Source organism: Mesorhizobium kowhaii (assembly GCF_042431665.1).
Classification (GTDB): domain Bacteria; phylum Pseudomonadota; class Alphaproteobacteria; order Rhizobiales; family Rhizobiaceae; genus Mesorhizobium; species Mesorhizobium kowhaii.
In genome coordinates this window covers 50,323-77,310 of record NZ_JBHLYT010000005.1, presented here as the reverse complement: position 1 = coordinate 77,310, position 26,988 = coordinate 50,323, and the positions used below count along the sequence as shown (strand labels likewise).

At 62.5% G+C, this 26,988-nt stretch carries 25 protein-coding genes, 1 tRNA gene and 1 riboswitch; of the genes, 15 read left to right on the top strand and 11 right to left on the bottom strand.

What is annotated here, in order from left to right:
* Positions 1-23 precede the first annotated feature (23 nt).
* Positions 24-437, top strand: a complete 414-nt coding sequence (locus tag ACFFNA_RS03940; RefSeq protein WP_167458486.1) for a tellurite resistance TerB family protein — start codon at positions 24-26, stop codon at positions 435-437.
* Positions 438-460: 23 nt separating this feature from the next.
* On the opposite strand, the gene ACFFNA_RS03935 is transcribed toward ACFFNA_RS03940, so the two are convergent.
* The gene (locus ACFFNA_RS03935) at positions 461-1,312 is read right to left on the bottom strand and encodes an ABC transporter substrate-binding protein (protein ID WP_378915759.1); all 852 of its coding nucleotides are present in this window, start codon (positions 1,310-1,312) and stop codon (positions 461-463) included.
* A 261-nt stretch (positions 1,313-1,573) separates the two neighbouring features.
* Between ACFFNA_RS03935 and ACFFNA_RS03930 the strand changes: the two genes are divergently transcribed.
* The 3 genes from ACFFNA_RS03930 to ACFFNA_RS03920 all read left to right on the top strand — a co-directional run bounded on the left by ACFFNA_RS03930 (position 1,574) and on the right by ACFFNA_RS03920 (position 3,805).
* Entirely contained in the window at positions 1,574-2,305 is a 732-nt protein-coding gene (locus ACFFNA_RS03930; protein WP_111544629.1) for a helix-turn-helix transcriptional regulator, read from the top strand.
* Between the two features lie 97 nt (positions 2,306-2,402).
* Positions 2,403-3,041, top strand: a complete 639-nt coding sequence (locus ACFFNA_RS03925; RefSeq protein WP_111544628.1) for an acyl-homoserine-lactone synthase — start codon at positions 2,403-2,405, stop codon at positions 3,039-3,041.
* Between the two features lie 14 nt (positions 3,042-3,055).
* Positions 3,056-3,805 (top strand): enoyl-CoA hydratase-related protein, encoded by a 750-nt coding sequence (locus ACFFNA_RS03920; RefSeq protein WP_378915756.1) that lies wholly within the window; start codon positions 3,056-3,058, stop codon positions 3,803-3,805.
* Between the two features lie 107 nt (positions 3,806-3,912).
* On the opposite strand, the gene ppk2 is transcribed toward ACFFNA_RS03920, so the two are convergent.
* Positions 3,913-4,815, bottom strand: coding sequence for a polyphosphate kinase 2 (ppk2, locus tag ACFFNA_RS03915; RefSeq protein ID WP_378915754.1), 903 nt, complete (start codon positions 4,813-4,815; stop codon positions 3,913-3,915).
* 182 nt (positions 4,816-4,997) lie between these two features.
* Between ppk2 and ACFFNA_RS03910 the strand changes: the two genes are divergently transcribed.
* The 3 genes from ACFFNA_RS03910 (at position 4,998) to ACFFNA_RS03900 (ending at position 8,206) form a co-directional block, all read left to right on the top strand.
* Complete coding sequence (locus tag ACFFNA_RS03910; protein WP_111544625.1) at positions 4,998-6,263, top strand: ATP-binding protein; 1,266 nt, start codon at positions 4,998-5,000, stop codon at positions 6,261-6,263.
* Positions 6,264-6,378: 115 nt separating this feature from the next.
* Positions 6,379-7,104, top strand: a complete 726-nt coding sequence (phoU, locus tag ACFFNA_RS03905; protein ID WP_378915752.1) for a phosphate signaling complex protein PhoU — start codon at positions 6,379-6,381, stop codon at positions 7,102-7,104.
* A 91-nt stretch (positions 7,105-7,195) separates the two neighbouring features.
* Positions 7,196-8,206: a magnesium and cobalt transport protein CorA gene (locus ACFFNA_RS03900; RefSeq protein ID WP_111544623.1), complete on the top strand. Its 1,011-nt coding sequence runs from the start codon at positions 7,196-7,198 to the stop codon at positions 8,204-8,206.
* Positions 8,207-8,292: 86 nt separating this feature from the next.
* On the opposite strand, the gene ACFFNA_RS03895 is transcribed toward ACFFNA_RS03900, so the two are convergent.
* Positions 8,293-8,811, bottom strand: coding sequence for a GcrA family cell cycle regulator (locus ACFFNA_RS03895; RefSeq protein ID WP_111544622.1), 519 nt, complete (start codon positions 8,809-8,811; stop codon positions 8,293-8,295).
* Positions 8,812-9,169: 358 nt separating this feature from the next.
* On the opposite strand from ACFFNA_RS03895, the gene ACFFNA_RS03890 reads away from it, so the two are divergent.
* The 3 genes from ACFFNA_RS03890 (at position 9,170) to ACFFNA_RS03880 (ending at position 12,411) form a co-directional block, all read left to right on the top strand.
* Positions 9,170-10,369, top strand: coding sequence for an aspartate aminotransferase family protein (locus ACFFNA_RS03890; RefSeq protein WP_184877681.1), 1,200 nt, complete (start codon positions 9,170-9,172; stop codon positions 10,367-10,369).
* A gap of 17 nt (positions 10,370-10,386) precedes the next feature.
* Positions 10,387-11,298 carry an ornithine carbamoyltransferase gene (argF, locus tag ACFFNA_RS03885; protein WP_111544620.1) on the top strand — a complete coding sequence of 304 codons (912 nt, stop codon included), beginning with the start codon at positions 10,387-10,389 and terminating at the stop codon, positions 11,296-11,298.
* Between the two features lie 78 nt (positions 11,299-11,376).
* Positions 11,377-12,411 (top strand): Hsp33 family molecular chaperone, encoded by a 1,035-nt coding sequence (locus ACFFNA_RS03880; protein WP_378915749.1) that lies wholly within the window; start codon positions 11,377-11,379, stop codon positions 12,409-12,411.
* A 45-nt stretch (positions 12,412-12,456) separates the two neighbouring features.
* Here the strand turns inward: ACFFNA_RS03880 and apaG are convergent, their stop codons facing one another.
* Entirely contained in the window at positions 12,457-12,849 is a 393-nt protein-coding gene (gene apaG, locus ACFFNA_RS03875) for a Co2+/Mg2+ efflux facilitator ApaG/CorD (protein ID WP_095084266.1), read from the bottom strand.
* 227 nt (positions 12,850-13,076) lie between these two features.
* Between apaG and ACFFNA_RS03870 the strand changes: the two genes are divergently transcribed.
* Positions 13,077-14,228 (top strand): ceramide glucosyltransferase, encoded by a 1,152-nt coding sequence (locus tag ACFFNA_RS03870; protein WP_378915746.1) that lies wholly within the window; start codon positions 13,077-13,079, stop codon positions 14,226-14,228.
* Between the two features lie 13 nt (positions 14,229-14,241).
* Here ACFFNA_RS03870 and ACFFNA_RS03865 read toward each other — a convergent pair whose 3' ends face one another.
* Complete coding sequence (locus tag ACFFNA_RS03865) at positions 14,242-15,429, bottom strand: O-succinylhomoserine sulfhydrylase (RefSeq protein WP_378915744.1); 1,188 nt, start codon at positions 15,427-15,429, stop codon at positions 14,242-14,244.
* A gap of 57 nt (positions 15,430-15,486) precedes the next feature.
* Positions 15,487-15,564, bottom strand: a riboswitch (SAM riboswitch).
* Positions 15,565-15,696: 132 nt separating this feature from the next.
* Between ACFFNA_RS03865 and ACFFNA_RS03860 the strand changes: the two genes are divergently transcribed.
* Both ACFFNA_RS03860 and ACFFNA_RS03855 read left to right on the top strand, forming a co-directional pair.
* Positions 15,697-16,791 (top strand): 2'-deoxycytidine 5'-triphosphate deaminase, encoded by a 1,095-nt coding sequence (locus ACFFNA_RS03860; protein WP_111545377.1) that lies wholly within the window; start codon positions 15,697-15,699, stop codon positions 16,789-16,791.
* 101 nt (positions 16,792-16,892) lie between these two features.
* Positions 16,893-17,666 (top strand): ABC transporter substrate-binding protein, encoded by a 774-nt coding sequence (locus ACFFNA_RS03855; RefSeq protein WP_378915742.1) that lies wholly within the window; start codon positions 16,893-16,895, stop codon positions 17,664-17,666.
* 264 nt (positions 17,667-17,930) lie between these two features.
* Here ACFFNA_RS03855 and araD1 read toward each other — a convergent pair whose 3' ends face one another.
* The 4 genes from araD1 to chvE all read right to left on the bottom strand — a co-directional run bounded on the left by araD1 (position 17,931) and on the right by chvE (position 23,134).
* Positions 17,931-18,923, bottom strand: a complete 993-nt coding sequence (gene araD1 / locus ACFFNA_RS03850; RefSeq protein WP_111545376.1) for an AraD1 family protein — start codon at positions 18,921-18,923, stop codon at positions 17,931-17,933.
* A gap of 198 nt (positions 18,924-19,121) precedes the next feature.
* Entirely contained in the window at positions 19,122-20,414 is a 1,293-nt protein-coding gene (gene mmsB, locus ACFFNA_RS03845) for a multiple monosaccharide ABC transporter permease (RefSeq protein WP_378915740.1), read from the bottom strand.
* Entirely contained in the window at positions 20,411-21,943 is a 1,533-nt protein-coding gene (gene mmsA, locus ACFFNA_RS03840) for a multiple monosaccharide ABC transporter ATP-binding protein (protein WP_378915738.1), read from the bottom strand. Before mmsA ends, mmsB begins: the two co-directional genes overlap by 4 nt.
* Before the next feature lie 123 nt (positions 21,944-22,066).
* Entirely contained in the window at positions 22,067-23,134 is a 1,068-nt protein-coding gene (gene chvE / locus ACFFNA_RS03835) for a multiple monosaccharide ABC transporter substrate-binding protein (RefSeq protein WP_378915736.1), read from the bottom strand.
* A 311-nt stretch (positions 23,135-23,445) separates the two neighbouring features.
* Between chvE and ACFFNA_RS03830 the strand changes: the two genes are divergently transcribed.
* The gene (locus ACFFNA_RS03830; protein WP_378915734.1) at positions 23,446-24,435 is read left to right on the top strand and encodes a LysR family transcriptional regulator; all 990 of its coding nucleotides are present in this window, start codon (positions 23,446-23,448) and stop codon (positions 24,433-24,435) included.
* Positions 24,436-24,575: 140 nt separating this feature from the next.
* A complete protein-coding gene (locus ACFFNA_RS03825; RefSeq protein WP_378915732.1) occupies positions 24,576-24,791 on the top strand; it encodes a hypothetical protein in 216 nt (71 codons plus the stop codon).
* A gap of 22 nt (positions 24,792-24,813) precedes the next feature.
* On the opposite strand, the gene ACFFNA_RS03820 is transcribed toward ACFFNA_RS03825, so the two are convergent.
* Positions 24,814-24,887: transfer RNA gene (locus ACFFNA_RS03820), tRNA-Gly, on the bottom strand.
* 97 nt (positions 24,888-24,984) lie between these two features.
* Entirely contained in the window at positions 24,985-26,937 is a 1,953-nt protein-coding gene (locus ACFFNA_RS03815; RefSeq protein WP_378915730.1) for an acyltransferase family protein, read from the bottom strand.
* Positions 26,938-26,988 lie beyond the last annotated feature (51 nt).

Here is a 26,988-nt window from a genome sequence, read left to right as displayed (position 1 = left end):
GGAGCCCGTTCAAGGAGTATAGAATGTCGTTGCCGACGCCGCATGAAGCGCTGATCTACCTGATGGTCATCACCTCGGCCTCCGATCGCGACATGACCGATGTCGAACTGGCCCGGATCGGCGAGGTTGTCCGCTCCTGGCCGGTGTTCGAGGATTTCAACCACGACCGGCTGGTCGGCGTCGCCCAGGCCTGTCAGAAGATGCTGCATGAAAAGGACGGGCTGGAAGGCGTTCTTGCGCGGGTTGCCGAGGCCTTGCCCGAGCGCTTGCGCGACACCGCCTATGCCGCTGCCTTCGAGGTCGCCGCCGTCGATCTCGAAATGCGCATGGAAGAGGTGCGGGTGCTGCAGCTGATCCGCCGTCAGCTCGATCTCGACACGCTGACCGTCGCCGCCATCGGCCGCGCCGCCAAGGCGCGGTTGCGCACTCTGACCTAGTCGGCTGTGTCTTCCGGGCTGCCTTAGAAAAAGCTGACCGGAAAATAGCGCAGGTAGAATTCGGCGAACGTGCCTTTCATCGAGATCTCCTGCAGCGCGTAGTCGAGCGCGGCGGCCAGCGCCGGATTGTCCGCCCTGGTGGCTATGGCCATGCCCGAACCCAGATATTCGGGCGCCAGATAGGGGCCGCCGGCAAAGCGGCAGCAGCCTGCCGCATCCGAGCCGCCCAGCCAGAAGGCGAGGCGCATGCCGTCGCTGAAGGCGGCGTCGAGCTTGCCCGCCTTGAGATCGGTATAGAGGTCTTCCGGCCTGTCGAAGGCGACGATCTGAACGGTATTGAAATAGTCGCGCAGCATGCGCTCATGCGCCGAGCCGGCTAGCACGCCGACACGCTTGCCGCGCAATTTGTCGAAGACCGGTTCGGTCAGCGCCTTGCCCTTCTGCATGACGAAGCGGGCCGGGAACTGCAGGTAGGAGCGCGAGAAGGCATAGGTCGCGCGCGATTCCGGCGTTGCGGCGATGCCGGCGATGATCGCTTCGCCCTCACCTTTCTGCAGCGCGCCTTCGAGCTCTGCCCAGGGCAATGCCTGGATCTGGCATTTTTCGGCAATGCCAAGCTCGGCGCAGATGGCGCGTGCCAAATCGATGTGGAAACCGGACAGCTTTCCCGCGCCGTCGAGGAAATTGAAGGGTGGGAAATCCGTGGTCGTCAGGAAGCGCAGCCGGGGCAGTGCCGAAAGGTCCGGCTTCGGCAGCCGCTCCTTGGCATCCCACAGCACCGGCACCTGCGGCTCAGCGGCGCGTGCGGCATCGGCGACCGACAGCGCTCCGATCAGCATCGACGCAAGAGCCAAAAACCTCCACTGGAACGCCACGATAAAACTCCGCCGCAGTCGTGTTGGCAGGGTTTTGGTACGAAAATGACACAGGTACAATGCTTTTTGATTTCAACGCGTCGATTTCAGGATATGCTTTAGGTGATTTGCAAATAGCCGTGGCTGCCTTGGTGGGGGACCAGGGTCGAGAACCACGACCGAAAACAAGCGGTTTGCAATCCGTGGTCGGTGGTGAAGTGCAAACGAAGCACGCATCATTGGTCGCAATGCATAAGGCAGCAACATGGGGTTGATGTTGCGATGGGTCAGTTCGATCGCACGCTGGAATTCATAGACCACCTGCAGCACGCCGGAACGGCGGCGGCAGTCTGCGAAACGTTGCTGGGCATAACGTCGGATTTCGGCCTCACCGCGCTGATGGCGGGAACCGTGCCGCAGCCGGGCACGCCGAGCGGCCTGCAAAAGCAGCATGTGCTTCTCTGCGACTGGCCCGTCGAATGGCTGGAGCGCTATGTGGCGCGCAACTATGTCGATCACGACCCGGTCGTCAGCCATATGAAACAGCTGCAGGCGCCGTTCCAGTGGCGCGAAGCCTCACAGGGCGCCCGCATCGACAAGAGCAGCGGCGAAGTGATGGGCGATGCCGGCGTGTTCAAGTTGCGCGACGGACTGGCCTTCCCGCTGATCACGCTCGACGGCCAGATCGTCATGGTGTCGCTGGGCGGCGAGGCAGTTGAATTGTCGGCGGCCGAGTTCGGCCTGGTGTCGCTGGTGTCGACCTATGCGGTCGGCCGCGCCATGCAGCTCCACACGATGGCGAGCAACACCATCGATCACATCGTATTGACGCCGCGCGAGCGCGAATGCCTGCAATGGGCCGCCGTCGGCAAGTCCGAGTGGGAGATTTCGCAAATCCTCGGCATCTCCGAACACACCTCGGAGAAACATCTTCTTAACGCCAAAAGCAAACTTGGTGCCGTCAACCGGGTTCAGGCCGTCGCGGAAGCGATAAGGCGGGGCTACATTAGCTAGGTCGGCCGTGCCGGCCTAGCAACTCTAGCCTACGCGATCACGCAATTTTCTCATCGAAGCACGGCCGTATCTTCCTCTGAAACCAGGAGATGACGGAATGCTTTTTTCTCTCACAACCCAAGAATTGATGGAACGTCCCGACCTTTGGGAGGCGGTCCATCGCTTGCGCTACAAGATCTTCGTCGAGGAGATGGGGTGGGATGATCTCAGGCGCCCCGACGGGCTCGAATGCGACCAGTTCGATCATGACGAAGCCGTCCATCAAATCGTCATCAGGGGCAGTGAAGTCGCAGGCTACCAGAGGCTTTTGCCGACGACACGCGGGCATCTTCTGACCGAGGTGCTGACCGACCTCTTTGAAGGGACGCCGCCCTCCGGGCCCAATATCTACGAGTTGACCCGCTATGCGGTCGCTCCCGGTTACCGCGACGGCCGTCGCGGTGTGTCGACCGTCGGCACCGAGCTGATTGCCGGCTTCGTCGAGTGGGGACTGAAGCGCAACGTCAACCAGATGATCATCGAGTTCGAGCCGATGTGGGTGCTGCGCGCATTGCAGCTGCATTTCCTGGCGACCCCGCTGGGCTATCAGCGCACCTATGGCAACCAGCAGGTCGTAGCCACCCTGCTTACCTTCAACGAGCACACGCTCGATGTGGTGCGTTCGCGCCGCAATCATTTTGCTCCCGTGCTGGCCAGGGGATACCCCGACATGCTCGGCCAAAGGCGTGCGTCGTGAGATCGGAGACCGTCATGAGCCCCCATCCGCAACCAGAACTCCGCAACCACACGTTGATCGTCACCGTATCGTCTAGTGACGGCCGGCCGGTGCTGGACAGAAGAGCCTATGAAAGCCTGGCAAAGACCTTCCATGAAGCCGCCGACAATGAGGAGGTGCGCGTCGTCGTGCTGCGCGGCCTGGCAGGCTGCTTCTGTCTCGGCGGCGATTTCTCTGAATTCCTCGACGCCACCAAGCACAAGAAACTGATCGCCGCCGTCACCGATCTGTTTCGCACGCTGGCGACGTTTCCCAAGCCCATCCTTGCCTGCGTCGATGGCGATGCCGTCGGCGTCGGTTGCACCATCCTATTCCATTGCGACATGGTGATCGCATCCGATCAAAGCACGTTCCGGGTGCCGTTCGTCGATTTCGGCCTGGTCCCGGATGCGGCGACCAGCATCCTGGCGCCGCAGAAACTCGGCTATGCCGGTGCTTTCCGCTTCTTCTGCCTCGGCGACACGCTTCGCGCCGAGGACGCCAGGGCGCTCGGCCTCGTCGCCGAGATCGTGCCGGGCGGCAGCGTCGAGGAAGCGGCCCTCGGCCGGGCGAGACAACTTGTCAAGAAGCCGGTCGCCGCCTTGCTGGCGACGCGAGGCCTGCTCAAGGGCAACACCGGCGCGCTGTGCGACCGTATCGATCAGGAGATTTCGCTCTTCCAGCAGGCGCTGCAGGATGACACCACGCTGCGACGCCTGCAGCGCATTGCCCGGCTGGTGGCTTAGACTGGGAGTCACGAGGAAAAAGGCATCGCCGCGCGGCCTCTGGCTGCGCGGCGCAAAAGCGTCAGCCCTGTTTTCCCAGACCATGGCCTGCTTTCTTGCGGGCCATCCTATTCTTTCAAAAACGACGGCCCTTCGCCGATGATCTTCTTGTCTTCCTTGCCGATGATGTCGAGATCGCGCCCGTCATAGGGCAGCGACAACAGGATGCGCCGCATGACCGCCAGCCGCGCGCGCCGCTTGTCATTGGCCCGTATGATGATCCACGGCGCGAATTCCTTGTGGGTGCGCTCGAACATGGTGTCGCGGACCTTGGTGTAGTCGTCCCATTTGGTGATGCCGGCAACGTCGATCGGCGAGAACTTCCAGCTTTTCAGCGGGCTGTAGCGGCGATCGTGAAAGCGCTCGAGTTGCGTTTCCCGGCCGATGTTCAGCCAGAATTTGAAGAAGTGGATGCCCTCGTTGGCGATCATCCGTTCGAAATGCGGCGTCTCGTCGAGAAACTGCTCGTGCTGCTGCGGCGTGCAAAAGCCCATCACCGGCTCGACGCCGGCGCGGTTGTACCAGGAGCGGTCGAAAGTGAGGAACTCACCCGATGTCGGGAAATGGTCGACATAGCGCTGGAAGTACCATTGCCCCTGCTCAGTCGGGGTCGGCTTGGTCAGCGCCACGTTGCGCGCGGTACGAGGGTTGAGGTACTGGCGCAGCACGAAGATCGTGCCGCCCTTGCCGGCGGCGTCGCGGCCCTCGAACAGCGCCATCACCCGTTTGCCGGTCGACTGCAGCCACGCCTGCGCCTTGACCAGCTCGATCTGCAGCTTCTCGAGCGTCTCGTCATACTCGTCGCTTTTCATCTTCTTGTCGTAGGGGTAATCGCCGGCGGTCAGCTTGTTGTCCTCGACCCAGTCGGGAAGCACGGGATTTTCAATATCGAACTCCCGCTCCTTGCCGTCGATCCTGATCTTCAGCGGACCCGAAGTCGGCGCGGCGGGAGTTTCCTTGGCTTTTTTCATCGAGGCGAACCCTTTCCTGCTTCCGGACTCATGCTATTGGGAGCCACTACAGCACTTTGATTTTGCGCATGATCCTTTCAGAAAATCGATTCCGATTTTTCTGGGTCATGCGCTAGACCGGTCCAGCGGAAGTTTCCGTCACTGGTCGGGTGCGAGGCATTGGGTGCGGGCGCGCGAGCGAAATGGCTGACCTGGACGCAGAGCAGAAAGGCACGGCGCAAGCCCTGGCCGTCCGGCTGTGGAACAGCCGCTGGCTGCTGATCGCCGGTGTCGTCGCGATTCTCGCTGTGTATGCCTTGGCCGCGATATCCGCCTATATCGTCCTTGCGGCGCTGGCGCTGCTGCTTGCGGCGGCAATGCTGCCGGTCAGCGGCACGCGCCAATCGGCCGAGAGTGCCGCGGCGATCGAGGCATTCGGGTTGCAACGGCTCTCCGGCGAATATCTCGCGGCCGCCGTCGCCGACCCGCTGATCATCTTCGACCGGACCGCCACCATCGTCCACGCCAATGCCGCCGCTTTCGCCGCCTTCGGCGGGATCGCGCCTGGCCTGTCGCTGTCGCTGAAATTCCGGGCGCCGGAAATGCAGGCTCTGCTGGACGGCGTGCTGTCGGGCGATGTCGCCTCTGACGTCGTCGACTATACGGAGAAGCTGCCGGTCGAACGGGCCTACCGGGTGAGCGCGTCTTCGGTCGGTCACGGCACCGATCTCTATGTGTTGGTGTTCAAGGACCAGAGCGAAGCGCGCAGGATCGACCGCATGCGCGCCGATTTCATAGCCAATGCCAGCCACGAACTGCGCACGCCGCTCGCCTCGATCGCCGGCTTTATCGAAACCCTGCGCGGACCGGCCCGCAACGACCCGGCGGCGCGCGACCAGTTCCTGCAGATCATGCAGAGCCAGACCGGCCGCATGGCGCGTCTGATCGACGATTTGTTGTCGCTGTCGCGGCTCGAGATGAAGCCCTATCTGAAGCCGGGCACCGAGGTCGACCTGCGTGAGACAGTCGACAGCGTCATCGATTCGCTCGGACCGCTGGCCAGGGAAAACAGTGTTGCCGTCGAGCGGGACTACGCCGACGGGCCGCTTGATGTGCCCGGGGATCGCGACGAGCTCTTCCAGGTTTTCGAGAACCTCTTGGAAAACGCCTGCAAATACGGGCAGTCGGGTGGCCGCGTCGTGGTGTCGATCGCGCGCAGCGATGCCGGCTCGGAGCCAGGCATCGACGTGACCATCAGGGACTTTGGCCCCGGCATTCCCGAGGAACACATTCCGCGCATCACCGAGCGCTTCTATCGCGTCGATGTCGAGACCAGCCGCACCCAGAAGGGCACCGGCCTTGGTCTGTCGATCGTCAAGCATATCCTGACACGCCACAATGCCCGGCTTTCGATCAAGTCCGAGTTCGGCAAGGGCGCTGCCTTCTCGGTTCATTTGCCGACGCACTGATACTGCCCTATTTTTCCACTGGAGCGTTTCTTTTTTCTGTCATCCGGCTAGCGTATCAGCGGGGATTCGAGGAAACGACTCAAAACCAAGACACTCCGTGGGAAGGCATTTCGCCATGCAGTCCGTGCATATTATGAGCGCCTATGACGAGGAGCTGAAATATCTGTCGAAGCGCATCGCGGCGATGGGCGGCCATGCCGAGCGTATGGTCGAACAGGCGGTTGCCGCCCTCGTCAATGCCGACCCCGGCCTCGCCCAGAAGGTCATCCGTGACGATGCCGTGCTCGATGAAGGGCAACGCGAAATCGACGACAAGGCGATCATCATCATCGCCAAGCGCCAGCCGATGGCGACGGACCTGCGCGAGATCGTCGGCGCCATCCGCATTTCCGCCGACCTCGAACGGGTCGGCGACCTCGGCAAGAACGTTGCCAAGCGGGTGGCAGCTGTCACCGACGGACGCCAGCCGACCAGCCTGTTCCGCGGCCTCGAGGCCCTGGCCAACCTGGCGCTGACCCAGCTCAAGGAAGTGCTCGACGTCTACGCATCGCGCTCGGTCGACAAGATCGGCTTCGTGCGCGACCGCGACGACCAGATCGACGCCATGTACACCTCGCTGTTTCGCGAATTGCTGACCTACATGATGGAAGATCCGCGCAACATCACGCCGTGCACGCATCTGCTGTTTTGCGCCAAGAACATCGAGCGCATCGGCGATCACGCCACCAACATCGCCGAGACCATCTACTACATCGTCACCGGCGAGCAGATGCCGGCCGAGCGGCCGAAGGGCGACAAGACCGACAAGATCAGCGTTTCCGCGACGCTGCCGGTTAATTGAACGGTCACACTCTCGAAGCGTCATCCGAATTGCGCTAGACTTTCCGGGCTTTCCTGTATCCTCGTCCGTGGATTGGCTTCGGGAGGTTGTGATGGAAAATGTTCGGAACCTGACTCCGGCGCCTGCGCCGGCATCCGGCATTATCGCTTGCGGCGTCTACACGGCCGGGCGTCGCATCGCCGACATTCCAATCGAGGAAGCCGGCGAATGGGCAAAAAAATCCGGTCATGTCGTCTGGATTGGCCTGCTCGAGCCCGACCGCAACCTGCTGCTTCGCGTCCAGGCGCAGTTTCACCTGCATGAGCTGGCGATCGAGGATGCCGAGCACCCGCACCAGCGGCCGAAGATCGAGCAATATGGCGACGCCTTGTTCATCGTCGCCCGCACAGCGCAGCTGATCGACGGCCGGGTCACCTTCGGCGAGACCCATTTGTTTGTCGGCAGCGGCTACATCGTCAGCGTCAGGCATGGCCCGTCCACCTCCTACGCCGCCGTTCGTCAGCATTGGGAAAGCTGCCCGCATTCGCTGGCCAAGGGCGAGGATTTCGTCCTCTACGCCATTCTCGATTTCATCGTCGACAATTACATGCCGGTGCTCGAGCAGATCGAGGACGAGGTCGAGGTGATCGAGGACAGGGTCCTGCTGAAGCCGATGACCGGTCCTGACATCGAGCGGCTCTACATGCTGCGCCGCGATCTTTTGCGCCTGCGCAATGCGGCACTTCCGCTGGTCGAAGTCTGCCGCCGGCTGACCAGTGCCGACCTGCCGCAGATCCATACGGCCATGCATCCGCTGTTCCGTGACGTGACCGACCATATCCGCACCGTGCAGGAAAAGATCGACAGTCTGCGCGAGGTGCTGGCGTTTGCTTTCGAGGCCAGCCTCCTAGTCGGCCAGAGCCAGGAAACGGCGATCTCCAAGAAGCTTGCCTCATGGGCCGCCATCCTGGCGGTGCCGACGGCATTCGCCGGCATCTACGGCATGAATTTCAACGACATGCCGGAATTGAAGATGGAATACGGCTACCCGGTGGTGCTGGCCACGATCGCGCTGATCTGCTCGTTTCTCTACTGGCGTTTTCGCAAGAACGGCTGGCTGTGAAGAGAGGGCAGTAGGGCAGCATTTCGTGAGCGCGACTTTCCGCACACCTACTGCCGTACTGCCTTACTCCCCTATTCCGTTACGTCCTACCTGTTGCGACGCCGCTCCGATGCCGGCTGGAACGCCACGCGGGCGTGGTACTTGCAGTAGGGTCCGGTTTCGGCGGCTTCGTTGCCGCAGAAATGGAAGTCCTCCGAAAGCGGATCGCCGTTCGGCCATTTGCAGGTCCGCTCGGTCAGCTCGACGAGCTGCAGATGGCGTGAGATCGGGACCACGACATTCTCGACTGGGCGGATGTAGTGGCGTGCCACCGGTTCGGCGTCGAACTGCGTCTGCAACGCCGTGGCGCCGATCGATGTCGTGACATGACGGACGGCGCTTGCGGCGCGCGACACCGATTTCTGAACGGTCGATCCTTGCGCCGCCTTCTTCTGGCGTGCCGGCGTGGCGGTCGATCGCCCGCGGCCCGACAGTTTCAGCCGGTGCACCTTGCCGATGACCGCATTGCGGCTGACCCCTCCAAGCTGCGCAGCAATCTGGCTTGCGCTCAGACCCTCCGACCACAGTTTTCTGAGAAGTTCTACCCGCTCGTCAGTCCAGTTCATGAGACCGCGCTCCTGCTAAGCGTGCGGCAATCGGAATCCACTCCCGACCCGGCAACATTTGCCGGGGCAGACACCACATATATCTGGTGATTAGGTCCGCCGCACGAAATCTAGTTATTTCTCGACTACAACTACTCTATGCGCTGACTCGGTGACAAGAGTCCCAAGGGCAACACGAATCGGTTTTTTCGGTTTTCCCCAACTTGCCCGGTCGCTCATGAGCCGGCGTTGCGTCAGGGGGCTTGCCGCGGGGCACTACGCGACGTTTTCGTTGACTTCATGGCCGAAAAACACGATAAGCCGCACAGGCCGCCGCTTTGGCGGCTTTTTTGATTTTCCGGTACCGGAGACGCATATAATGAGCGGTTCGGCGCTTTACGAGACCTTTGCTCGCGCACCCCTGGCCTTCGACCACGGGGAAGGCACCTGGCTTGTTACCGACAAGGGCGAGCGATATCTCGATTTTGCCGGCGGCATTGCCGTCAATTCGTTGGGCCACAGCCACCCGCATCTGGTCGCAGCACTCACCGAGCAAGCCGCAAAGCTTTGGCATGTCTCCAATCTCTACGAGATTCCGGGGCAAAGCCGGCTCGGCGAGCGGCTGGTGGACGCCACTTTCGCCGACAAGGTGTTCTTCACCAATTCCGGTGCCGAGGCGCTGGAATGCGCGATCAAGACGGCGAGGCGCTACCATTTCGTCAAGGGACATCCCGAACGCTTCCGCGTCATCACCTTCGAAGGTGCCTTCCATGGCCGCACGCTGGCGACCATCGCGGCGGGTGGTCAATACAAGTACCTTGAAGGGTTTGGACCCAAGGTCGAAGGCTTCGACCAGGTCGGCTTCGACGACATCGATGCGGCCGAAAAGGCGATCACGCCGGAGACCGCGGCGATCCTGATCGAACCGGTACAGGGCGAGGGCGGCATCCGCCCGGTGCCGACGCAATCGCTGAAGCGGCTCCGGCAGTTGTGCGAACAGCACGGCCTGCTCCTGATCTACGACGAGGTTCAGTGCGGCATCGGCCGAACCGGCAAGCTGTTCGCGCATGAATGGTCCGGCGTCACGCCCGACATCATGGCGATCGCCAAGGGCATTGGCGGCGGCTTCCCGATGGGCGCCTGCCTTGCCACGGATGAAGCGGCCATTGGCATGACATCCGGCGTGCATGGCACCACTTTCGGCGGCAACCCGCTGGCCATGGCGGTTGGCAACGCCGTGCTCGACGTGGTGCTGGAAGACGGCTTCCTGGAAGATGTCCAGCGCAAGGCGCTGCTGATGAAGCAGGGGCTGGCGGCGGTCGCTGACGAGTTTCCCGAGGTCATCGAGGACATCAGAGGCACCGGGCTGATGCTCGGCCTCAAATGTGCCATGCCCAACACCAAGGTGAACATGGCATTGCGCGACCAGCACCTGCTGGCGGTTCCGGCCGGCGACAACGTCATTCGCCTGTTGCCGCCGCTCACTGTCACCGATGCCGAGATCCACGACGCGCTCAACCGCATCCGCGCCGGCGCCAAGGGCCTGGCGGAGGCGATCGCCGCCGCCGCCGCGAAGTAATCCCGGAACCATTGCTGATGTCAGTTCGCCATTTCACCGATCTTTCCGCCGTTTCCGAAGGCGATCTGCGCTTCATGCTTGACGATGCGGTGGTGCGAAAGGCTCGCCTCAAGGCTGGCGAGCGGACCAGGCCGCTCGAAGGCAAGGTGCTGGCGATGATCTTCGACAAGCCCTCGACGCGCACCCGCGTGTCCTTCGACGTCGGCATGCGTCAGCTTGGGGGTGAAACCATCATGCTGACCGGTACCGAGATGCAGCTCGGCCGCTCCGAGACCATTGCCGACACCGCCAAGGTGCTGTCGCGCTACGTCGACGCGATCATGATCCGCACCACCTCGCATGAGCGGCTTTTGGAACTGACCGAGAACGCCACCGTTCCGGTCATCAACGGACTGACCGACGACACCCATCCCTGCCAGCTGATGGCCGATATCATGACCTTCGAGGAGCATCGCGGTCCGGTCGCCGGCAAGACCATCGCCTGGACCGGCGACGGCAACAATGTGCTGCATTCGCTGCTCGAAGCCTCGGCGCGGTTCCGCTTCAACCTCAACGTCGCCGTACCCGAAGGCAGCGAGCCGGCGCAGAAGCATATCGACTGGTCGCAGGCGCATGGCGGCAAGCTGCACTTCACCCGCTCGCCCGAGGAAGCCGTCGACCAGGCCGATTGCGTGGTCACCGATTGCTGGGTGTCGATGGGCCAGGAGCATCGCGCCCGCGGTCACAACGTGTTTTCGCCCTACCAGGTCAACGCCAAGCTGATGGCGAAGGCCAGGCCGGATGCCCTGTTCATGCACTGCCTGCCAGCGCATCGCGGCGAGGAAGTGACCGACGAGGTCATTGACGGGCCGCATTCTGTGGTCTTCGACGAGGCCGAGAACCGGCTCCATGCGCAGAAGGCCGTACTCGCCTGGTGTCTCGGCGCTTGATCTCTGGGGGTGTGATGCCTATCTGCGCCGCATCACGCAAATCAAGCGCGTTTCGAAGCATGCGCCCTCCAGGGCGGCATGGCCGCGCCCTGGAGCTTTGTCATGTTGGAAACCTATCAAGTGACTGAACATCACCCCAAACTCGGCGAATTCGGCTACGCCGGCGACGATCACGTCGTGCCCTTCGAGGTCGGCCCGCTCGATGTGCGCGGCCGCACCGTTCAGCTCGGGCCGATGCTCGACGCTATCCTCACCCGTCACGACTATCCCGAGCCGGTCGCCCGCCTGCTGGCGGAAGCCTGTGTGCTGACGGTGCTGCTCGGCACCTCGCTGAAGTTCGAGGGCAAGTTCATCCTGCAGACCCGCACCGACGGGCCGGTCGACATGCTGGTCGCGGACTTTTCCACGCCCTCGGCGCTGCGCGCCTATGCGCGCTTCGATGCCGATCGGCTGGAGGCGCTGGTCGCGGCAGGCGAAACGTCTCAGCAGACGCTGCTCGGCAGCGGCGTGCTGGCGCTGACCATCGACCAGGGCGCTCATACACAGCGCTACCAGGGCATCGTCCAGCTCGACGGCGAAACGCTGGAGGATGCGGCCCGCACCTATTTCCGCCAGTCGGAGCAGATCCCGACCGATCTCAGGCTCTCTGTGGCCAAGTTGCTGACGCCCGGCATCGGCGGCGCCCGCGAGCAGTGGCGCGCCGGTGGCATCCTGGCGCAGTTCCTGCCTCAGTCGCCCGAACGCATGCGCGTTCCGGACCTGCCGGGCGGCGATGGCGATCCGCGCGAGGAGATCCACGATCCGGCCGACAATTCCTGGCAGGAGCTGCTGGCATTGCTCGGCACCATCGAGCCGACCGAACTGATCGACCCGACGATCGGCGCCGAGCGGCTGCTCTACAGGCTGTTCCACGAGCATGGCGTGCGCGTCTTCGGCGGCGTTCCGGTCGCCGACCAGTGCTCGTGCTCGCGCGACAAGATCCGCGGCATCCTCGAGGGCTTCTCGGCGCAGGAGATCAAGGACAGCACCGAAGACGGCGGCATCCACGTCGCCTGCGAATTCTGCTCGAAGCAATATGACTTCGACCCTGCGGAATTTACGGTGGCCCAGTAGGGAAAAACACGCCTTACCGGCTGCTTCGCTGCCGGTAAGGCGAAACTAATTCACCGTCCGCCGCGTGCCCGGCAGGTCCAGCGAGAAGGCAGGGATGGCGATGTCGAACGTCTCGCCCCGCTTGTTGCGCATCGTGTAGTGCCCGACCATGATGCCGGACGGTGTCGAAAGCGGGCAGCCGGACGTGTATTGATAGCTGTCGCCGGGATTGAGTTCGGGCTGGTCGCCGACGACGCCGGGGCCGCGCACCTCCTCGACCCGGCCGGTGCCGTCGGTGATGTGCCAATAGCGCGACAACAGCTGCACAAACTCATCCGACTGGTTGTCGATCGTTATCTGATAGCCCCAGACATAGCGGTTCTCGGACGGATCCGAGCGATCCTCCAGATAGAACGGCCTGACCTGCACTTCGATGTTGCGCGTCACGGCGCGGTACATAAGCGGCTCCAAAACAATCCGGTAACTTTCGGCGCTCCGCGCGGACTGGTCAACGGTGCGCGTCCTGTCATTGCGGCCTCAAAGGCAGGTGCCGGCAAAGAATGTCATTTAAGTGACACACGACAATGATGGTGTGCGCCGACCAGTGCCGCGCGACTCGGGCGCTCTGTCGAACTGTTGAAATCGGTCGTCATGCGGACCGGTTTTTCTGGAGTGACCGGATTTCGATGGAACTCACTCTCATAGCCGCCACGCTTTCAGCTGCTCTCATCCTCTCAAACCTCGCCAGCATCCTGCTCGCCGCTTCGCGTCTGAAGCGCCGCCGCACCATCGCGCCGCCGGCCGGCAAGCCGCGGCCGGTGTCGATCGTCGTGCCGTCGCGTGGTGTCGAGCCGTTTACACAGGAGACGCTGGAGCGTGCCTTCTCGCTCGACTGGCCGCGCTACGAACTGGTCTTTTGCGTCGCCCATGCCGATGATCCGGTGGTCAGGCTGATCCGCGCCGCCATTGCCCGTTTCCCCAAGGTGCCGGCTCGGCTGTTGATCGGCGACGACCGCATCAGCGCCAATCCGAAACTCAACAATTGCGTCAAGGGCTGGGAAGCCGCGCGCCACGATTGGGTCATCCTGGCCGATTCCAACGTGTTGATGCCGAGAGACTACGTCCAGCACCTGATGGCCGCATGGCGGCCGGACACCGGCCTTGTCTGCTCGACGCCGATCGGCTCGCGGCCGGCCGGCTTCTGGGCCGAAGTCGAATGCGCCTTCCTCAACACGCTGCAGGCGCGCTGGCAATATGCCGGCGACGCGCTTGGGCTCGGCTTTGCCCAGGGCAAGAGCATGCTCTGGAACAAGCCGATGCTGGATGCCAATGGTGGCATCCGTGCGCTGGCCGCCGAGATCGCCGAGGACGCTGCCGCGACCAAGCTGGTCAATGGCCTTGGCCTGCGCGTCAATCTCGTCGCCGCGCCCTTCGAGCAGCCGCTCGGCCGGCGCACGTTTGACGAGATCTGGTCGCGTCAGGCCCGTTGGGCGCGGCTGCGCCGCGTCACCTTCCCGCTGTTCTTCGCACCCGAAATCCTGACTGGCGCGGTGGTGCCGCTGGTGCTTGCGCTGGTTGCGGCGTCGGCCGCCGGCGTCAGCCTCTGGGCAACCGCCATTGCCGTGCTGGCGGCCTTCTACCTTCCGGAATGCGCCCTGGCTGGGTCCAAGGGCTGGCACCTGTCGCCGCGCATGGTCGCGGCGATATTGGCGCGCGACCTGATCCTGCCGGCGATGTGGGCGCGCGGCTGGCTCGGTGGCGCCGTCGACTGGCGCGGCAACGCAATGACCATTGGCACCAAGGCGGCCGAACTGGAAGAGACGCCGTCCGGCGCCTGATAGCCAAAGGCCTCTATTTGGCCTTCAGCGCCTGTTCGATGTCTTCCAGAAGATCATCGGTATCCTCCAGGCCGACCGACAGTCTGAGCGTGCCTGGCCCGATGCCGAGCTCGGCGCGGGCCTCGTCGCTCAAATTCTTGTGCGTCGTCGTCGCCGGATGGGTGATCAGGCTCTTGGCGTCTCCGAGATTGTTGGAGATCAGCACGATGTCGAGGGCGTTCTGCAAGGCGAAGGCCGCCTGCTTGCCACCCTTGACGTCCAGGCAGATCAGCGTCGAGCCGCCCGACATCTGCTTCTTGACGATGGCCGCCTGCGGGTGGTCGGCGCGGCCGGGATAGATGACGCGGGCGATTTCGGGCCGCTCGGCCAGGAAATCCGCGATCTTGCCGGCGCTTTCCGTCTGCTGGCGCACGCGCAGCGGCAGCGTCTCCAGGCCCTTCAGCAGCGTCCAGGCATTGAACGGCGACAGGCTCGGGCCGGTGTGGCGGAAATAGTCGTGCAGGTTCTCGTCGATCCACTTCTTGTCCGACAGGATGACGCCGCCGAGACAGCGGCCCTGGCCGTCAATATGCTTGGTCGCCGAGTAGACGACGATGTGCGCACCGAGCTGCAAAGGCTTCTGCTGCAGGGGCGTGGCAAAGACATTGTCGACGATCAGCCGCGCACCGATCGAATTGGCAAGCGCGGCAACTGCGGCGATGTCGACCACTTCCAGCGTCGGGTTGGTCGGACTTTCCAGGAAGAACAGCTTGGTGTTCGGCTTGACCGCCTTTTCCCAGTTGGCGATGTCGGTGCCGTCGACCAGTGTCGCCTCTATGCCGTATTTCGGCGCCAGCGTCTCGACCACCCAGCGGCAGGAGCCGAACAGCGCGCGCGCCGCCACGATATGGTCGCCGGCCTTGGCGCTGCACAGAAGGGCTGCCGTCACTGCGGCCATGCCGGACGCGGTGGCGCGCGCATCCTCGGCGCCTTCGAGCGCGCACATGCGCTTTTCGAACATGTCGACGGTCGGGTTGGCGTAGCGCGAATAGATGAAACCCGGCTCCTCGCCCTTGAAGCGGGCTTCGGCAGCCTGCGCCGTTTCGTAGACATAGCCCTGGGTGAGGTACATCGCCTCGGAGGTTTCGCCGAAACCGGAACGCAGGGTCCCGCTATGCACGAGTGCTGTTTGAGGTTTCCAGTTGTGCTTCTTGGTGCTCATCGCTTTTGTTCCAGACACAAAAAAACCGGCCGCGAAAGTCGCAACCGGTCCATACGGCCTTGCGGCCCGACGGTCCTTTAGCGACTTGTTTAACGTGGCTGCAAGCCGACCGGCCAAATCACCACGGGATAACGACCCTTTAGACCCGCGCCACGCTTGCGTCAATTGCCGGCTTGATTAAGAGGTTTGTACCAAGCCGCAAAACTGTTCCATGGTTTTGCGGCAGGAACCTGCGACAAGAAAATCGCCTGGCCTAGGAGTGGAGCCTTGCGGCAGACAGGCATTCTTCCCGATCAGGACATTTCGGCGCTGTTCCAGTCCGGCGCGCTGAAGTCACCGCGCGCGTTCGATGCCGACCAGATCCAGCCGGCGAGCCTGGATCTGCGGCTCGGCGACAAGGCCTGGCGCGTGCGGGCCTCGTTCCTGCCGGGCCCCAACCACAAGGTTTCGGAAAAGCTCGACCGGCTGCAACTGCATGAGATCAATCTTGCCGAGGGCGCGGTGCTGGAGACCGGCTGCGTCTATATCGTGCCCTTGCTTGAAAGCCTGGCATTGCCGGCGGACATTTCGGCCTCGGCCAACCCGAAAAGTTCGACCGGTCGGCTCGACATCTTCACACGCGTCATGACCGATCGCGGCCACGAGTTCGACAAGATCGCCGCCGGCTATCATGGCCCGCTCTATCTCGAGGTCAGCCCGCGCACCTTTCCGATCGTCGTGCGCACCGGTTCGCGCCTGTCGCAGATCCGGTTCCGCACCGGCAATGCGCTGCTCTCGGAAGCCGAGTTGCATGACCTGCATCGCGCCGAGATGCTGGTCGCCACCGAGCCGCCGAACATCTCCGGCGGCGGCATCGCGCTGTCGATCGATCTCAACGGGGATCAGAACGGCCTGGTAGGCTATCGCGGCAAGCATCACACCGGTCTTGTCGACGTTGACAAACGCGCGGCACAAGAGGTCGTCGACTTCTGGGAGCCGATCCACAAGAGCGGCGCCGGCGAGCTGGTGCTCGATCCCGATGAATTCTACATCCTCGTCAGCCAGGAAGCGGTGCATGTGCCGCCGCTCTACGCTGCCGAGATGACGCCGTTCGATCCGCTGGTCGGCGAATTCCGCGTCCACTATGCCGGATTCTTCGATCCGGGCTTCGGCCACTCGGCGTCTGGCGGCACCGGCAGCCGGGCAGTGCTCGAAGTGCGCAGCCACGAAGTACCGTTCATCCTCGACCATGGCCAGATCGTCGGCCGGCTGGTCTACGAGCATATGCTGAAGCGGCCGCAGGCGCTCTACGGCACCGATCTCGGCTCCAACTACCAGGCGCAGGGCCTGAAGCTGTCCAAGCATTTCCGCGCCGCGCGCTGACCTCCCCTTTGCCGTCAGGCAATATGCTTGCCTGCGCCGGCTCGCCATGCTTGGCTGCCTTGCTGGCTGTCAAGATGCCGGCGTTCAAGGGAACCAAGAAAATGCAGATTTCCAGATGGATCATATCGGCAGCTGGTGCTGCCATGCTGGTGATGGCGGCCGGCTCTCTGTCGGCGCAGGCAGCGGAGAAACTGAAGATCGGCACCGAGGGCGCCTATCCGCCGTTCAACACCATCACCGCGGATGGCAAGGTCGTCGGCTTCGACATCGACATCGCCAATGCGCTATGCGCGCAGATGAAGGTCGAGTGCGAGATTGTCACCCAGGACTGGGATGGCATCATTCCCGCCCTGCAGGCCAAGAAATTCGATGCCATCATCGCCTCGATGAGCATCACCGAGGAGCGCAAGAAGCAGGTCTCCTTCACCAACAAATACTATACGACGCCTCTGGCGCTGGTGGCGCCGAAGGATACCGATCTCACCTCGACCGAACCCGCGGCGCTCGCCGGCAAGACGGTCGGCGCCCAGGCTTCGACCACGCAGGCCGACTATGCGCAGAACGTCTATGGCAAGGCGGGCGCAGAGGCGAAACTCTACCCGACCCAGGAAGAAGCGATCACCGATCTGACGAACGGCCGTCTTGATGCCGTGCTCTCCGACAAGTTCGTGCTGATGGACTGGCTGAAGAAGGCAAGCGAGGGCTGCTGCAAGCTGGTCGGTGACGTCAAGGGCACGGAGACCCAGGCCGGCATTGCCGTTCGCCTGGAAGACACCGCGCTACGCGACAAGCTCAACGCGGCCATCGATGCCATTGTCGCCGATGGGACCTACAAGAAGATCCAGGCCAAGTATTTCGACTTCGATATTTATTGAGGTTCGGCCGCGCCTTCTTCCTTCTCCCCCTGTGGGGTGAGAAGCGGTGGCCGCAGGCCTCGAAAAGCCAATTGCTTGGCTTTTCGAGCTTCGAACGCCCTGAGCCTGCGAAGGGCCGGGAGGCGGCCGGTCCCCTGCCGGGTCCCCGCTGCTTCGCAGCGTCCCGGCGTTCGCCGGCCTTTCATCGTGCCACTGGCACGATGAATTCGCCTTCGGCGAACCGGCTGCTCACCCCACAGGGGGAGAAGGAGAAATGCTGGCGCCTCACAGCGCCTTCACCGCCACCTTCACCGGCTGCTCGATCTCGAGTGGGTTGCGCAGCGGCAGGCCAAAATCCTTGGCCTCGATCTCGAACAAATCGCCGGCCTCGGTGTTGATGCCATCGGCGAAGGACAGCGTCGCCGTGCCGAACATGTGCACATGCACGTCGCCCGGCTGACGGAAGGCGGCATATTTGAAGTGATGGTGTTCGAGATTGGCGATGGTGTGCGACATGTTCGCTTCGCCCGACAGGAACGGCTTTTCCCACAGCACCTCGTTGTCGCGATAGATGCGCGAGCTGCCCCTGATGTCGGCGGGCAAGTCGCCGATCAGGATCTCCGGTCCGAACGAAGCGTTGCGCAGCTTGGAATGGGCGAGGAACAGATAGTTCACGCGCTCGGTGACGTGGTCGGAAAACTCGTTCGACAGCGTGAAGCCGACGCGGAACGGCGCGCCGTCGTCGCCGATGACGTAGATGCCGGCCACTTCCGGCTCTTCGCCGGCGTCCTTGGCGAAGGCCGGTGACAGGAGTGCGGCACCTGGCGCCACCGCCATCGTGCCGTTACCCTTGTAGAACCATTCCGGCTGCACGCCGATCTGACCTTTCGCCGGCTTGCCGCCCTCCAGCCCCATGCGGAACATCTTCATGGAATCGGTCAGCTGTTCCTCGCCGTCGGCGCTGAGCTTCTTGTGCATGGAATCGCGCGTCGCGGCCGAGCCGAGATGCGTCAGTCCGGTGCCGGTCAGATGCAGATGCGCCGGATCGGGATGATTGATCGGCGACAGCAGCCGTCCCTTCTTGTAGGCGGCATCGAGATCGACTGTCTCGCCGAGCCCCTTGCGTTCGATCAGCGCGACGAGGCCGACGCCGGTGCGGGCGGCCTCCATCGCCAGCGAATAGACGCTGCGCGCGCCATTGATGATCCGGGTCTTGCCGCCGTTGCGGGCAACGACGCGGATGGTCTCGGCGTCGTCGAGAATCTGGGAGATCAGCATGATGAATCCTCTCTCATTTGCCTTGGCCTGGCTGCCGAAACGACAAACCTTGCCCAGCGCGGCCGGGACTTCGTCCATGCCACGGGTGAAATTCTCCGTTCGGATTGCGCTCGCGAGCCTGGTCCCTCTTGGGACTTCTTCGTGCCGCCGGGTTGCCGGGCAGCGCCGCGATGTGACCCGTATGCCTTCCTGGTTCCCTCAGCCCTTGTTCTTGTTGTAGACGTCGAACACCACCGCGCCGAGCAGCACCAGGCCTTTCACCACCTGCTGCCAGTCGACATTGACGCCCATGATCGACATGCCGTTGTTCATCACGCCCATGATGAAACCGCCGACCACCGCGCCGATAACTTGGCCGACACCACCCATCGCCGAGGCGCCGCCGATGAACACCGCGGCGATGACGTCGAGCTCGCTGCCAAGACCTGCCGCCGGCACCGCCTGCCCCAGGCGCGCCGCGATGATCAGGCCGCCAAGCGCCGACAGCACACCCATATTGACGAACACCATCAGGGTCAGTCGCTCGGTCTTGATGCCCGATAGCTGCGCCGCTTTGGCATTGCCGCCCATTGCGTAGATGCGTCGGCCGATCGTCATGCGTTTGGTGACGAACACGAACAGGGCGATCAGCACGCCCATCACCATGAGAACGATCGGCAGGCCCTTGTAGGTGGCGAATTGATAGACCAGGAACAGCGCGAGCGCGCTGGTCACCAGGGTCTTGACGACAAACAGTGTGAAGGGCTCGGCTTCGTAGCCATGCTGCTCGCGTGTGCGTCGTGCCTTGAGCCCGAAATACGCATAGGCGAGCACGGCGATCAGGCCCAGCACAATCGTCGTCATGTGCAGGGTCAGGCCGCTGCCCATAATGGTCTTGCCGGCGGCGTTCACCGTCGGCGGGATCAGCGTCAAGGGGCCGATCACGTCCGGAATGAAGCCGGAACTGAGCGCCTTGAAGCCGTCTGGAAGCGGCCCCACGGAAGACCCGCCACCCAATAGCGCCTGGCAGATGCCGCGGAAGATCAACATCCCCGCCAGCGTGACGATGAAGCTCGGTATTCGGTGATAGGCAATCCAGTAGCCTTGGGCCGCGCCGATGCCGCCACCGATGATGAGGCAGATGATCGACACAACCAGCGGATTGCTGAAGGGGCCAAGCGGCCAGATGACCATCATCATTGCCGCCAGCGCGCCGATGAAACCGGCGACGGAGCCGACGCTGAGGTCGATATGGCCCGAAACGATCACCAAAAGCATGCCCAGCGCCATCACGATGATGAAGCTGTTCTGCTGCACCAGATTGCTCAGGTTCACTGGCTTGAACAGCGTGCCGGACGTGGTGAACTGGAAGAACACCATGATGGCGATCAGCGCCAGGATCAGGCCGTACTCGCGCAGATTCGTGATCAGCGCCGAGACGGCCACACGCGGCCCCTGCTGCACATCTTCGGCGACGCCGCTTTTCGGCGCGGGACCGCTCTCGGTGGTCATGATACTTTTCCTTCTCCCCGAACGATGGCGCGCATGATCTTTTCCTGGCTGGCGTCGCTCGCCGCCATTTCGCCGACCATGCGGCCTTCATTCATGACGTAGATGCGGTCGGTGATGCCGAGCAGTTCCGGCATCTCCGACGAGATGACGACGATCGCCTTACCCTCCGAGGCGAGGCGGGCGATGATGGTGTAGATTTCGTACTTGGCGCCGACGTCGATGCCGCGCGTTGGCTCGTCGAGGATCAGCACTTCCGGATTGGCGAACAGCCACTTCGACAGCACCACCTTCTGTTGGTTGCCGCCCGACAGATTGCCGGTCATCTGATAGACGCTGGACGAGCGGATGTTGGTCTTGGCCTTGTAGTCGTTGGCGACGGCGAGTTCGCGCAAATCGTCGATCACGGCGTGGCGCGACACGCCGCCAAGATTGGCCAGCGTAATGTTGTGTTTGATATGATCGATCAGGTTGAGACCGTAGGTCTTGCGGTCCTCGGTGACGTAGGCAATGCCGTGTTCCACCGCCTTGCTCACCGACGAGACATCGATTGGCTTGCCCTTGAGCAGCACCTCGCCGGTGATACGGCGGCCGTAGGAGCGGCCGAACAGGCTCATCGCGAATTCGGTGCGCCCGGCGCCCATCAGCCCGGCGATGCCCACCACTTCGCCCTTGCGGACATTCATGTCGATGCCCTTGATCACTTGCCGCTCGGCATGGATCGGATGATAGACCGACCAGTCCTTCACCTGCAGCACGATCTCACCGATCTTGGGTTCGCGCGGCGGATAACGGTCGTCGAGCGAGCGGCCGACCATCGAGGTGATGATGCGGTCTTCCGAGATGTCTTTCTTGGCCAGCGTCTCGATGGTCCGCCCGTCGCGGATGATGGTGACCTTGTCGGCGACCCGGTTCACTTCGTTGAGCTTGTGCGAGATCAGGATCGAGGTGATGCCTTGCCGCTTGAACTCGAGCAGCAGATCGAGCAGCGCCTGGCTGTCTTTCTCGGACAGGCTCGCCGTCGGCTCGTCGAGGATCAGCAGCTTGACTTCCTTGCTGAGCGCCTTGGCAATCTCGACCAGTTGCTGCTTGCCGACGCCGATATTGGTGATCAGCGTCTTGGGGTCCTCCTTGAGGCCCACCTTCTTCAGCAAGGCGCTGGTCCGTGTCTCGTTGGCATTCCAGTCGATGATGCCAAATCTGGCGTGTTCGTTGCCAAGGAAAATGTTTTCGGCGATCGACAGCATCGGCACCAGCGCAAGCTCCTGGTGGATGATGACGATGCCCTTGTGTTCGCTGTCGTGAATGCCTTTGAAATGGCATTCCTCGCCACGGTAGACGATCGCGCCATCATAGGTGCCGGATGCGTACACGCCTGACAGCACCTTCATCAGCGTCGATTTGCCGGCGCCGTTCTCGCCGACCACGGCATGGATCTCGCCTTCCTCGACGCTGAGGTTGACGTTCGACAGCGCCTTCACGCCGGGGAACGTCTTGGTGATGTCGCGCATCTCCAAAATCGTCGAGGCCATCAGGAATACCGCTCCTCCAAGGTCCGGAACAATGCCCGGGGGGCTTAGTATGCGAATTTTGGATTCGCCGCGCTAGCAAAAAGGGCCCCGCTTTGCGCGGGACCCCAGGCTTCGCAAATGCGATTACTTCAGGTCGTCGGCCTTGATGTAGCCGGAGTCGACCACCAGCGCCTGGTAGTTCGACTTGTCGACTTCATGCGGCGTCAACAGGATCGAAGGAACGACCTTGACGTCGTTGTTGTAGGTCTTGGTGTCGAGGCCGTCGGGCTTGCCGCCCGACAGCACCTTGTCGACCAGACCGACAGTGGCCTTGGCCAGTTCGCGGGTGTCCTTGAACACGGTCGAGTACTGCTCGCCCGAGATGATCAGCTTGACCGAGGCGGTCTCGGCGTCCTGGCCGGTCACGATCGGCCAGGGCTGAGCGTCCGTGCCGTAGCCCACGGCGCGCAGCGATGCGGTGATACCGCGCGAAAGGCCGTCATATGGCGACAGAACGCCATCGACGCGGCTGCCGTCCGAGTAGTTGGCGGAGAGCAGATTGTCCATACGCGCCTGGGCGGTTGCCGCCAGCCAGCGCAGCGTGCCGACCTTGTCCATACCCGTCTGGCCGGACTTCACGACGAGCACCTTGCTGTCGATCAGCGGCTGAAGAATGGACATGGCGCCGTTGTAGAAGAAGAAGGCATTGTTGTCGTCCGGCGAGCCGCCGAACAGCTCGACGTTGAACGGACCCTTCTTGTCCGGATAGCCGAGGCCCTTGAGCAGCGAATTGGCCTGGATGACGCCGACACCGAAATTGTCGAAGGTGGTGTAGTAGTCGACATTGGCGGTCTTCTTGATCAGGCGGTCATAGGCAACGACGACGACGCCGGCGTCGGCGGCCTTCTGCAGCGCGTCCGACAGGGTGGTGCCGTCGATCGAAGCGATGATCAGCGCCTTCGGGCCCTTGGTGATTTCGTTTTCCAGCTGGCTGAGCTGGTTTGGAATGTCGTCCTGCGCATATTGCAGGTCGACCGTGTAGCCCAGAGCCTCGAGCTGGGACTTGACAGCGTCGCCGTCATTGATCCAGCGCTGCGAGGTCTTGGTGGGCATCAGCACGCCGATCAGGCCTTTGTCTGCTGCGTAGGCGGTGGCCGACATGGCCGCGATGCTGACCGCCAAGGCGGCGACTAACGTCTTGATGATTTTCACTTAACTCTCCCTGGTTGATGGACGCGGTCCCCCGGGGGTCGCGGGCCGCGCAATCGTGCAGAAGCGCCAAGGCACTGCTGCCGTCATATCGATCTCCGGTATCCTCCCATGGCCCCGAGGCGCTGATTTCAATCGATACGATGTTTCTCGTCAGCGACCGTCGCGTCTCGGAACGCGCGAAGGTTCTGATCCTTTGCCATAACTGTCAAATGCGATCTTTGATAGTTGCTATATCATGATTGGTATGTGGTATTGAGGCGAGGCGGCCGGCGCGACTGCCGACGCACCGCGAACAGGAGCAAGGAGAGGCAATGGCGGCGCTGGGGAATCCGACTGCGGTTTCAAACGGTTACAGCGAGAAACAGGGCGACGGCGAAACCTTGCTGCGCAGTGGTCTCAGCCTGCGCCACATGCGCATGATCGTCGCGCTCGACGACCATGGCCGGGTGAGCGCGGCAGCCCAGGTTATGAACATTTCTCAGCCGGCGGCCTCGCGCATGATCGGCGAGATGGAGGCCGTGCTGGAGGTCAAGCTGTGTGAAAGGCTGCCGCGCGGCATCACCTTGACGCCTTACGGCAAGGCACTGGCCAGGCGCGCGCGCTCGATTCTGCTGGAAATGCGCGAGGTCGACCGCGAGATTTCCGAACTCAAGGCGGGCAAGGGCGGCTCGGTGTTCCTGGGTGCCGTGACGGCACCGGCGATCGAACTGGCGGTGCCGGCAATTCGCGAAATCCGCCGCATCTATCCGCGCATCGAGATCACCATGCAGGTCGAGACCTCCAACGTGCTGGCACGCGAATTGATCGCCACGCGCCATGATTTCATCATCGCTCGCATCCCCGACGATCTCAATCCGCGGCTGTTCGAATCGCGCGTCATCGGCGTCGAGAAGGCCTGCCTGATCGTGCGCCGGGGCCACCCGCTCACCAAGGGCGAGGCGGTGCGGCTGGAGGACACCGCCGCCTACGACTGGGTTTTCCAGTCAGGCGGTTCGCCCTTGCGCCAGGCGATGGAGAGCAATTTCCTCAACCGCAACATCGCCTTGCCGGACCGTATCCTCAACACCAGCTCGCTGCTCTTGACCCTGGTGATGGTCGCGCAGTCCGATGCGATCGCGCCGGTGTCGATCCAGGTGGCGAAATTCATCCAGAATCCCGACGGGCTGGCCGGCGCCATCGACGTCGTCCAGACCGAATTCGACATCGAGGTCAGGCCCTACAGCCTGATCACGGTGAAGAACCGCGTGCTGTCGCCGGCCGCCAAGATGCTGCACGATTTCATCCTGCGAGAGGTGGGGTGATGGCTCGGACAGGCGTCGAGTGCGCGTAAAGCACATGAATGAGCCGCCAGGCCGAGGCTAGCGAACAGCGAGCCGGGAACATTATTTCCTGCCGGTGCGTTCATATCCTTGCAACGGGCGATTTCTTCAGGAGGCCGAACATGCGCAGCTTCGAAATGATTGATCTGCTTTGCGTGGTCGAAGCCTGCAAGCACGATCGATCGGTCGGGAATTTCGTGTCGATGGCTGAAGGCGTGGAAGAATTGCGGGTACTGACCGGCGATTTCGTCTCATCGGATGACGATGTAGCAAACGCCCTCGCAACGGTGGCGCTTGCTCGAGGCTGCTCGGTTTTGTTCGACGAACAGGCAGGCTGAAATTGTTTCTGGCGGCACAAGCTGGAGCGGGTAGAGGGAATCGAACCCTCGCGTTCAGCTTGGGAAGCTGACAAGCTACCATTACATCATACCCGCGTGAGCCCTCGTTACCATGCGGGTTGGCCTTCGGGCAATCGCAAAGCGGCTTTCACACCGCAGGCTGCGCGGTTCCCCGAGTGCGGACCCGCGATTGCTATCTTGCCTTGGCGATCTTGTTGCCGGCGGCAAAGCTTGGCCAGTACTTCGAGATGGCCAGCGTCGCGCCGGCGGAAGAGAAGTGGCCATAATCGAAGTAGAGAAATTGCCTGCTGTCGAGATCGGCGTACGAACAGCCGGCCGCATCGCACAGATATGCCAGCGGATCTATGAACGTCGCGCCTTTGGCGAACGGCAGCACCCGCTCGTTGATGCCCGGATCCATGGCCATCGGCCAGGACGCATTCCCGACATGCTCCCGTCTTGCGAAGAAAGCGATTTTCTGGACGTCGGCGATGAATTCCGGCGACTGGCCGATGACATAGACCTTGACGCCCATGTCGCGAAGCCGATCGATCGTTTTTTGCAGGCCATCGAAGCCTCTGACCTGGTAGTCGGTCCATCGGCCGCTCAGGATTACCGCCCGGATGTTGGCGTCGCGGATAATCGACAGGGCCCGTTCGTTGAAACGGGTACAGCTTGGCCGGGCATAGGAAAAATAGGTGAGGTCGGGCGGGCAGCCAGCATAGGTGTACTGGATGACATTGGCCTGGATTTTCTGGGCGTTGGCCTCGAGTCCCGAAACATAGTGGGCGGCGAAGGAATCGCCCCACAGCAGCACATTGGTGGCAAAGCCTTGCGTGCGGGTGCAGTCGGCGAGGCTCCAGGTGTCGATGCGGGCCCCTTCGTTGAAACAGACGCCGTTGCGCCAGTCGCCGACCCGGACCCGCTCCGTCGAGAAGTCCGGGAACCGTTGTGGAAAACCACCGCCGAGCGCGCCGGCCAAGCCGCCGACACAGAGCAGGGCGATCGCCGTTGCAGAAAAGGCGAAGATCGGCAGCGGGGCGGTGAACGCCCGTTTTCGGCGAAAAGGCTGCTCGACATATTTCCAGGAAAATGTCGCCAAGGCGAAACTGGCCACCATCATCGCGATGACCGTCGGCACGCCGATGGCCTTCAGCGAGAGATAGTGGACGAACGAATTGATCGGCCAGTGAACGAGGTAGAGCGAATAGGAAATGAGACCGACCCAGACCAGCGGCGCGAACCGAAGGACGCGGGTGGCAACAGGTGCCGGCCTGTCGGCGCCAGCGTGATCGTGGCCCGCATAGATGAGCAGGGCGGTTCCGATGCAGGGGAACAAGGCATTGTAGCCCGGAAACGGGTCGCTCTCCGAAATCGTCAGAAAGCCAAAGGCGATCAGGGCAAAGCCGGCGAGGCCGATCAGTTCCATCGCCGGCCGGCTGGCAAGCGCCGGTGGCTTCTTCAGCATCAGCATGGCGCCAAGCGCCAGTTCCCAGAGGCGCGTCGGCAAGAGATAGAAGCCGGCGGTCGGCGCCAGCGAGGTTGCCATGACCGCCAGGGCAAAGCTGCCGATGGTTATCGGCAGCAGTACCGTCAGCCATCGCTTCGAGACATATCGGTAGATCAAATAGAGCAGGATCGGCGCGAAGATATAATACTGCTCTTCGACCGAAAGCGACCAGGTGTGCAGCAGTGGCCGCAGTTCAGCGTCGATGGAGAAATAATTCGTCGTCTTCCAGAAATACAGATTCGACCAGAAGGTCGAGGCGGCGATCACGCTCCAGCTGAATTCGTGCAGGTCCGACGGCAGCAGGATGAACCAGGCAGCAATGCTCGCGAGCAGGATGACGAAGGTCAGCGCCGGCAGGATACGCCGTGCGCGGCGCCAATAGAAGCGGCCGATCGAGAACTGGCCGCGCTCGAGATCGTCGAGCAGGCTGCCGCTGATCAGATAGCCCGATATGACGAAGAAGATGTCGACGCCGGTGAAGCCGCCGGGAATGGCCGAGACGCCGAAGTGGAAGAGCAGGACGGGCAGCACCGCCACGGCCCGCAGGCCATCGATGTCGCGCCTGTAGTTCATCCGGACCGGCTCGCGCGCCGCGGCCGGAGGCATTGGTGCTGCGGAACTCGAGACGCCGCTCATACGGCGATGTCCCGCTCCTGCAAAAAATCCCGGCTCGTCAGTCTCACACGC

Coding starts and splice junctions, on each gene's coding strand:
- ACFFNA_RS03940 (WP_167458486.1), top strand. CDS start 24: ATGTCGTTGCCGACGCCGCATGAAGCGCTGATCTACCTGATGGTCATC.
- ACFFNA_RS03930 (WP_111544629.1), top strand. CDS start 1,574: ATGGGTCAGTTCGATCGCACGCTGGAATTCATAGACCACCTGCAGCAC.
- ACFFNA_RS03925 (WP_111544628.1), top strand. CDS start 2,403: ATGCTTTTTTCTCTCACAACCCAAGAATTGATGGAACGTCCCGACCTT.
- ACFFNA_RS03920 (WP_378915756.1), top strand. CDS start 3,056: ATGAGCCCCCATCCGCAACCAGAACTCCGCAACCACACGTTGATCGTC.
- ppk2 (WP_378915754.1), bottom strand. CDS start 4,815: ATGAAAAAAGCCAAGGAAACTCCCGCCGCGCCGACTTCGGGTCCGCTG.
- ACFFNA_RS03910 (WP_111544625.1), top strand. CDS start 4,998: ATGGCTGACCTGGACGCAGAGCAGAAAGGCACGGCGCAAGCCCTGGCC.
- phoU (WP_378915752.1), top strand. CDS start 6,379: ATGCAGTCCGTGCATATTATGAGCGCCTATGACGAGGAGCTGAAATAT.
- ACFFNA_RS03900 (WP_111544623.1), top strand. CDS start 7,196: ATGGAAAATGTTCGGAACCTGACTCCGGCGCCTGCGCCGGCATCCGGC.
- ACFFNA_RS03895 (WP_111544622.1), bottom strand. CDS start 8,811: ATGAACTGGACTGACGAGCGGGTAGAACTTCTCAGAAAACTGTGGTCG.
- ACFFNA_RS03890 (WP_184877681.1), top strand. CDS start 9,170: ATGAGCGGTTCGGCGCTTTACGAGACCTTTGCTCGCGCACCCCTGGCC.
- argF (WP_111544620.1), top strand. CDS start 10,387: ATGTCAGTTCGCCATTTCACCGATCTTTCCGCCGTTTCCGAAGGCGAT.
- ACFFNA_RS03880 (WP_378915749.1), top strand. CDS start 11,377: ATGGCCGCGCCCTGGAGCTTTGTCATGTTGGAAACCTATCAAGTGACT.
- apaG (WP_095084266.1), bottom strand. CDS start 12,849: ATGTACCGCGCCGTGACGCGCAACATCGAAGTGCAGGTCAGGCCGTTC.
- ACFFNA_RS03870 (WP_378915746.1), top strand. CDS start 13,077: ATGGAACTCACTCTCATAGCCGCCACGCTTTCAGCTGCTCTCATCCTC.
- ACFFNA_RS03865 (WP_378915744.1), bottom strand. CDS start 15,429: ATGAGCACCAAGAAGCACAACTGGAAACCTCAAACAGCACTCGTGCAT.
- ACFFNA_RS03855 (WP_378915742.1), top strand. CDS start 16,893: ATGCAGATTTCCAGATGGATCATATCGGCAGCTGGTGCTGCCATGCTG.
- araD1 (WP_111545376.1), bottom strand. CDS start 18,923: ATGCTGATCTCCCAGATTCTCGACGACGCCGAGACCATCCGCGTCGTT.
- mmsB (WP_378915740.1), bottom strand. CDS start 20,414: ATGACCACCGAGAGCGGTCCCGCGCCGAAAAGCGGCGTCGCCGAAGAT.
- mmsA (WP_378915738.1), bottom strand. CDS start 21,943: ATGGCCTCGACGATTTTGGAGATGCGCGACATCACCAAGACGTTCCCC.
- ACFFNA_RS03830 (WP_378915734.1), top strand. CDS start 23,446: ATGGCGGCGCTGGGGAATCCGACTGCGGTTTCAAACGGTTACAGCGAG.
- ACFFNA_RS03825 (WP_378915732.1), top strand. CDS start 24,576: ATGCGCAGCTTCGAAATGATTGATCTGCTTTGCGTGGTCGAAGCCTGC.
- ACFFNA_RS03815 (WP_378915730.1), bottom strand. CDS start 26,937: ATGAGCGGCGTCTCGAGTTCCGCAGCACCAATGCCTCCGGCCGCGGCG.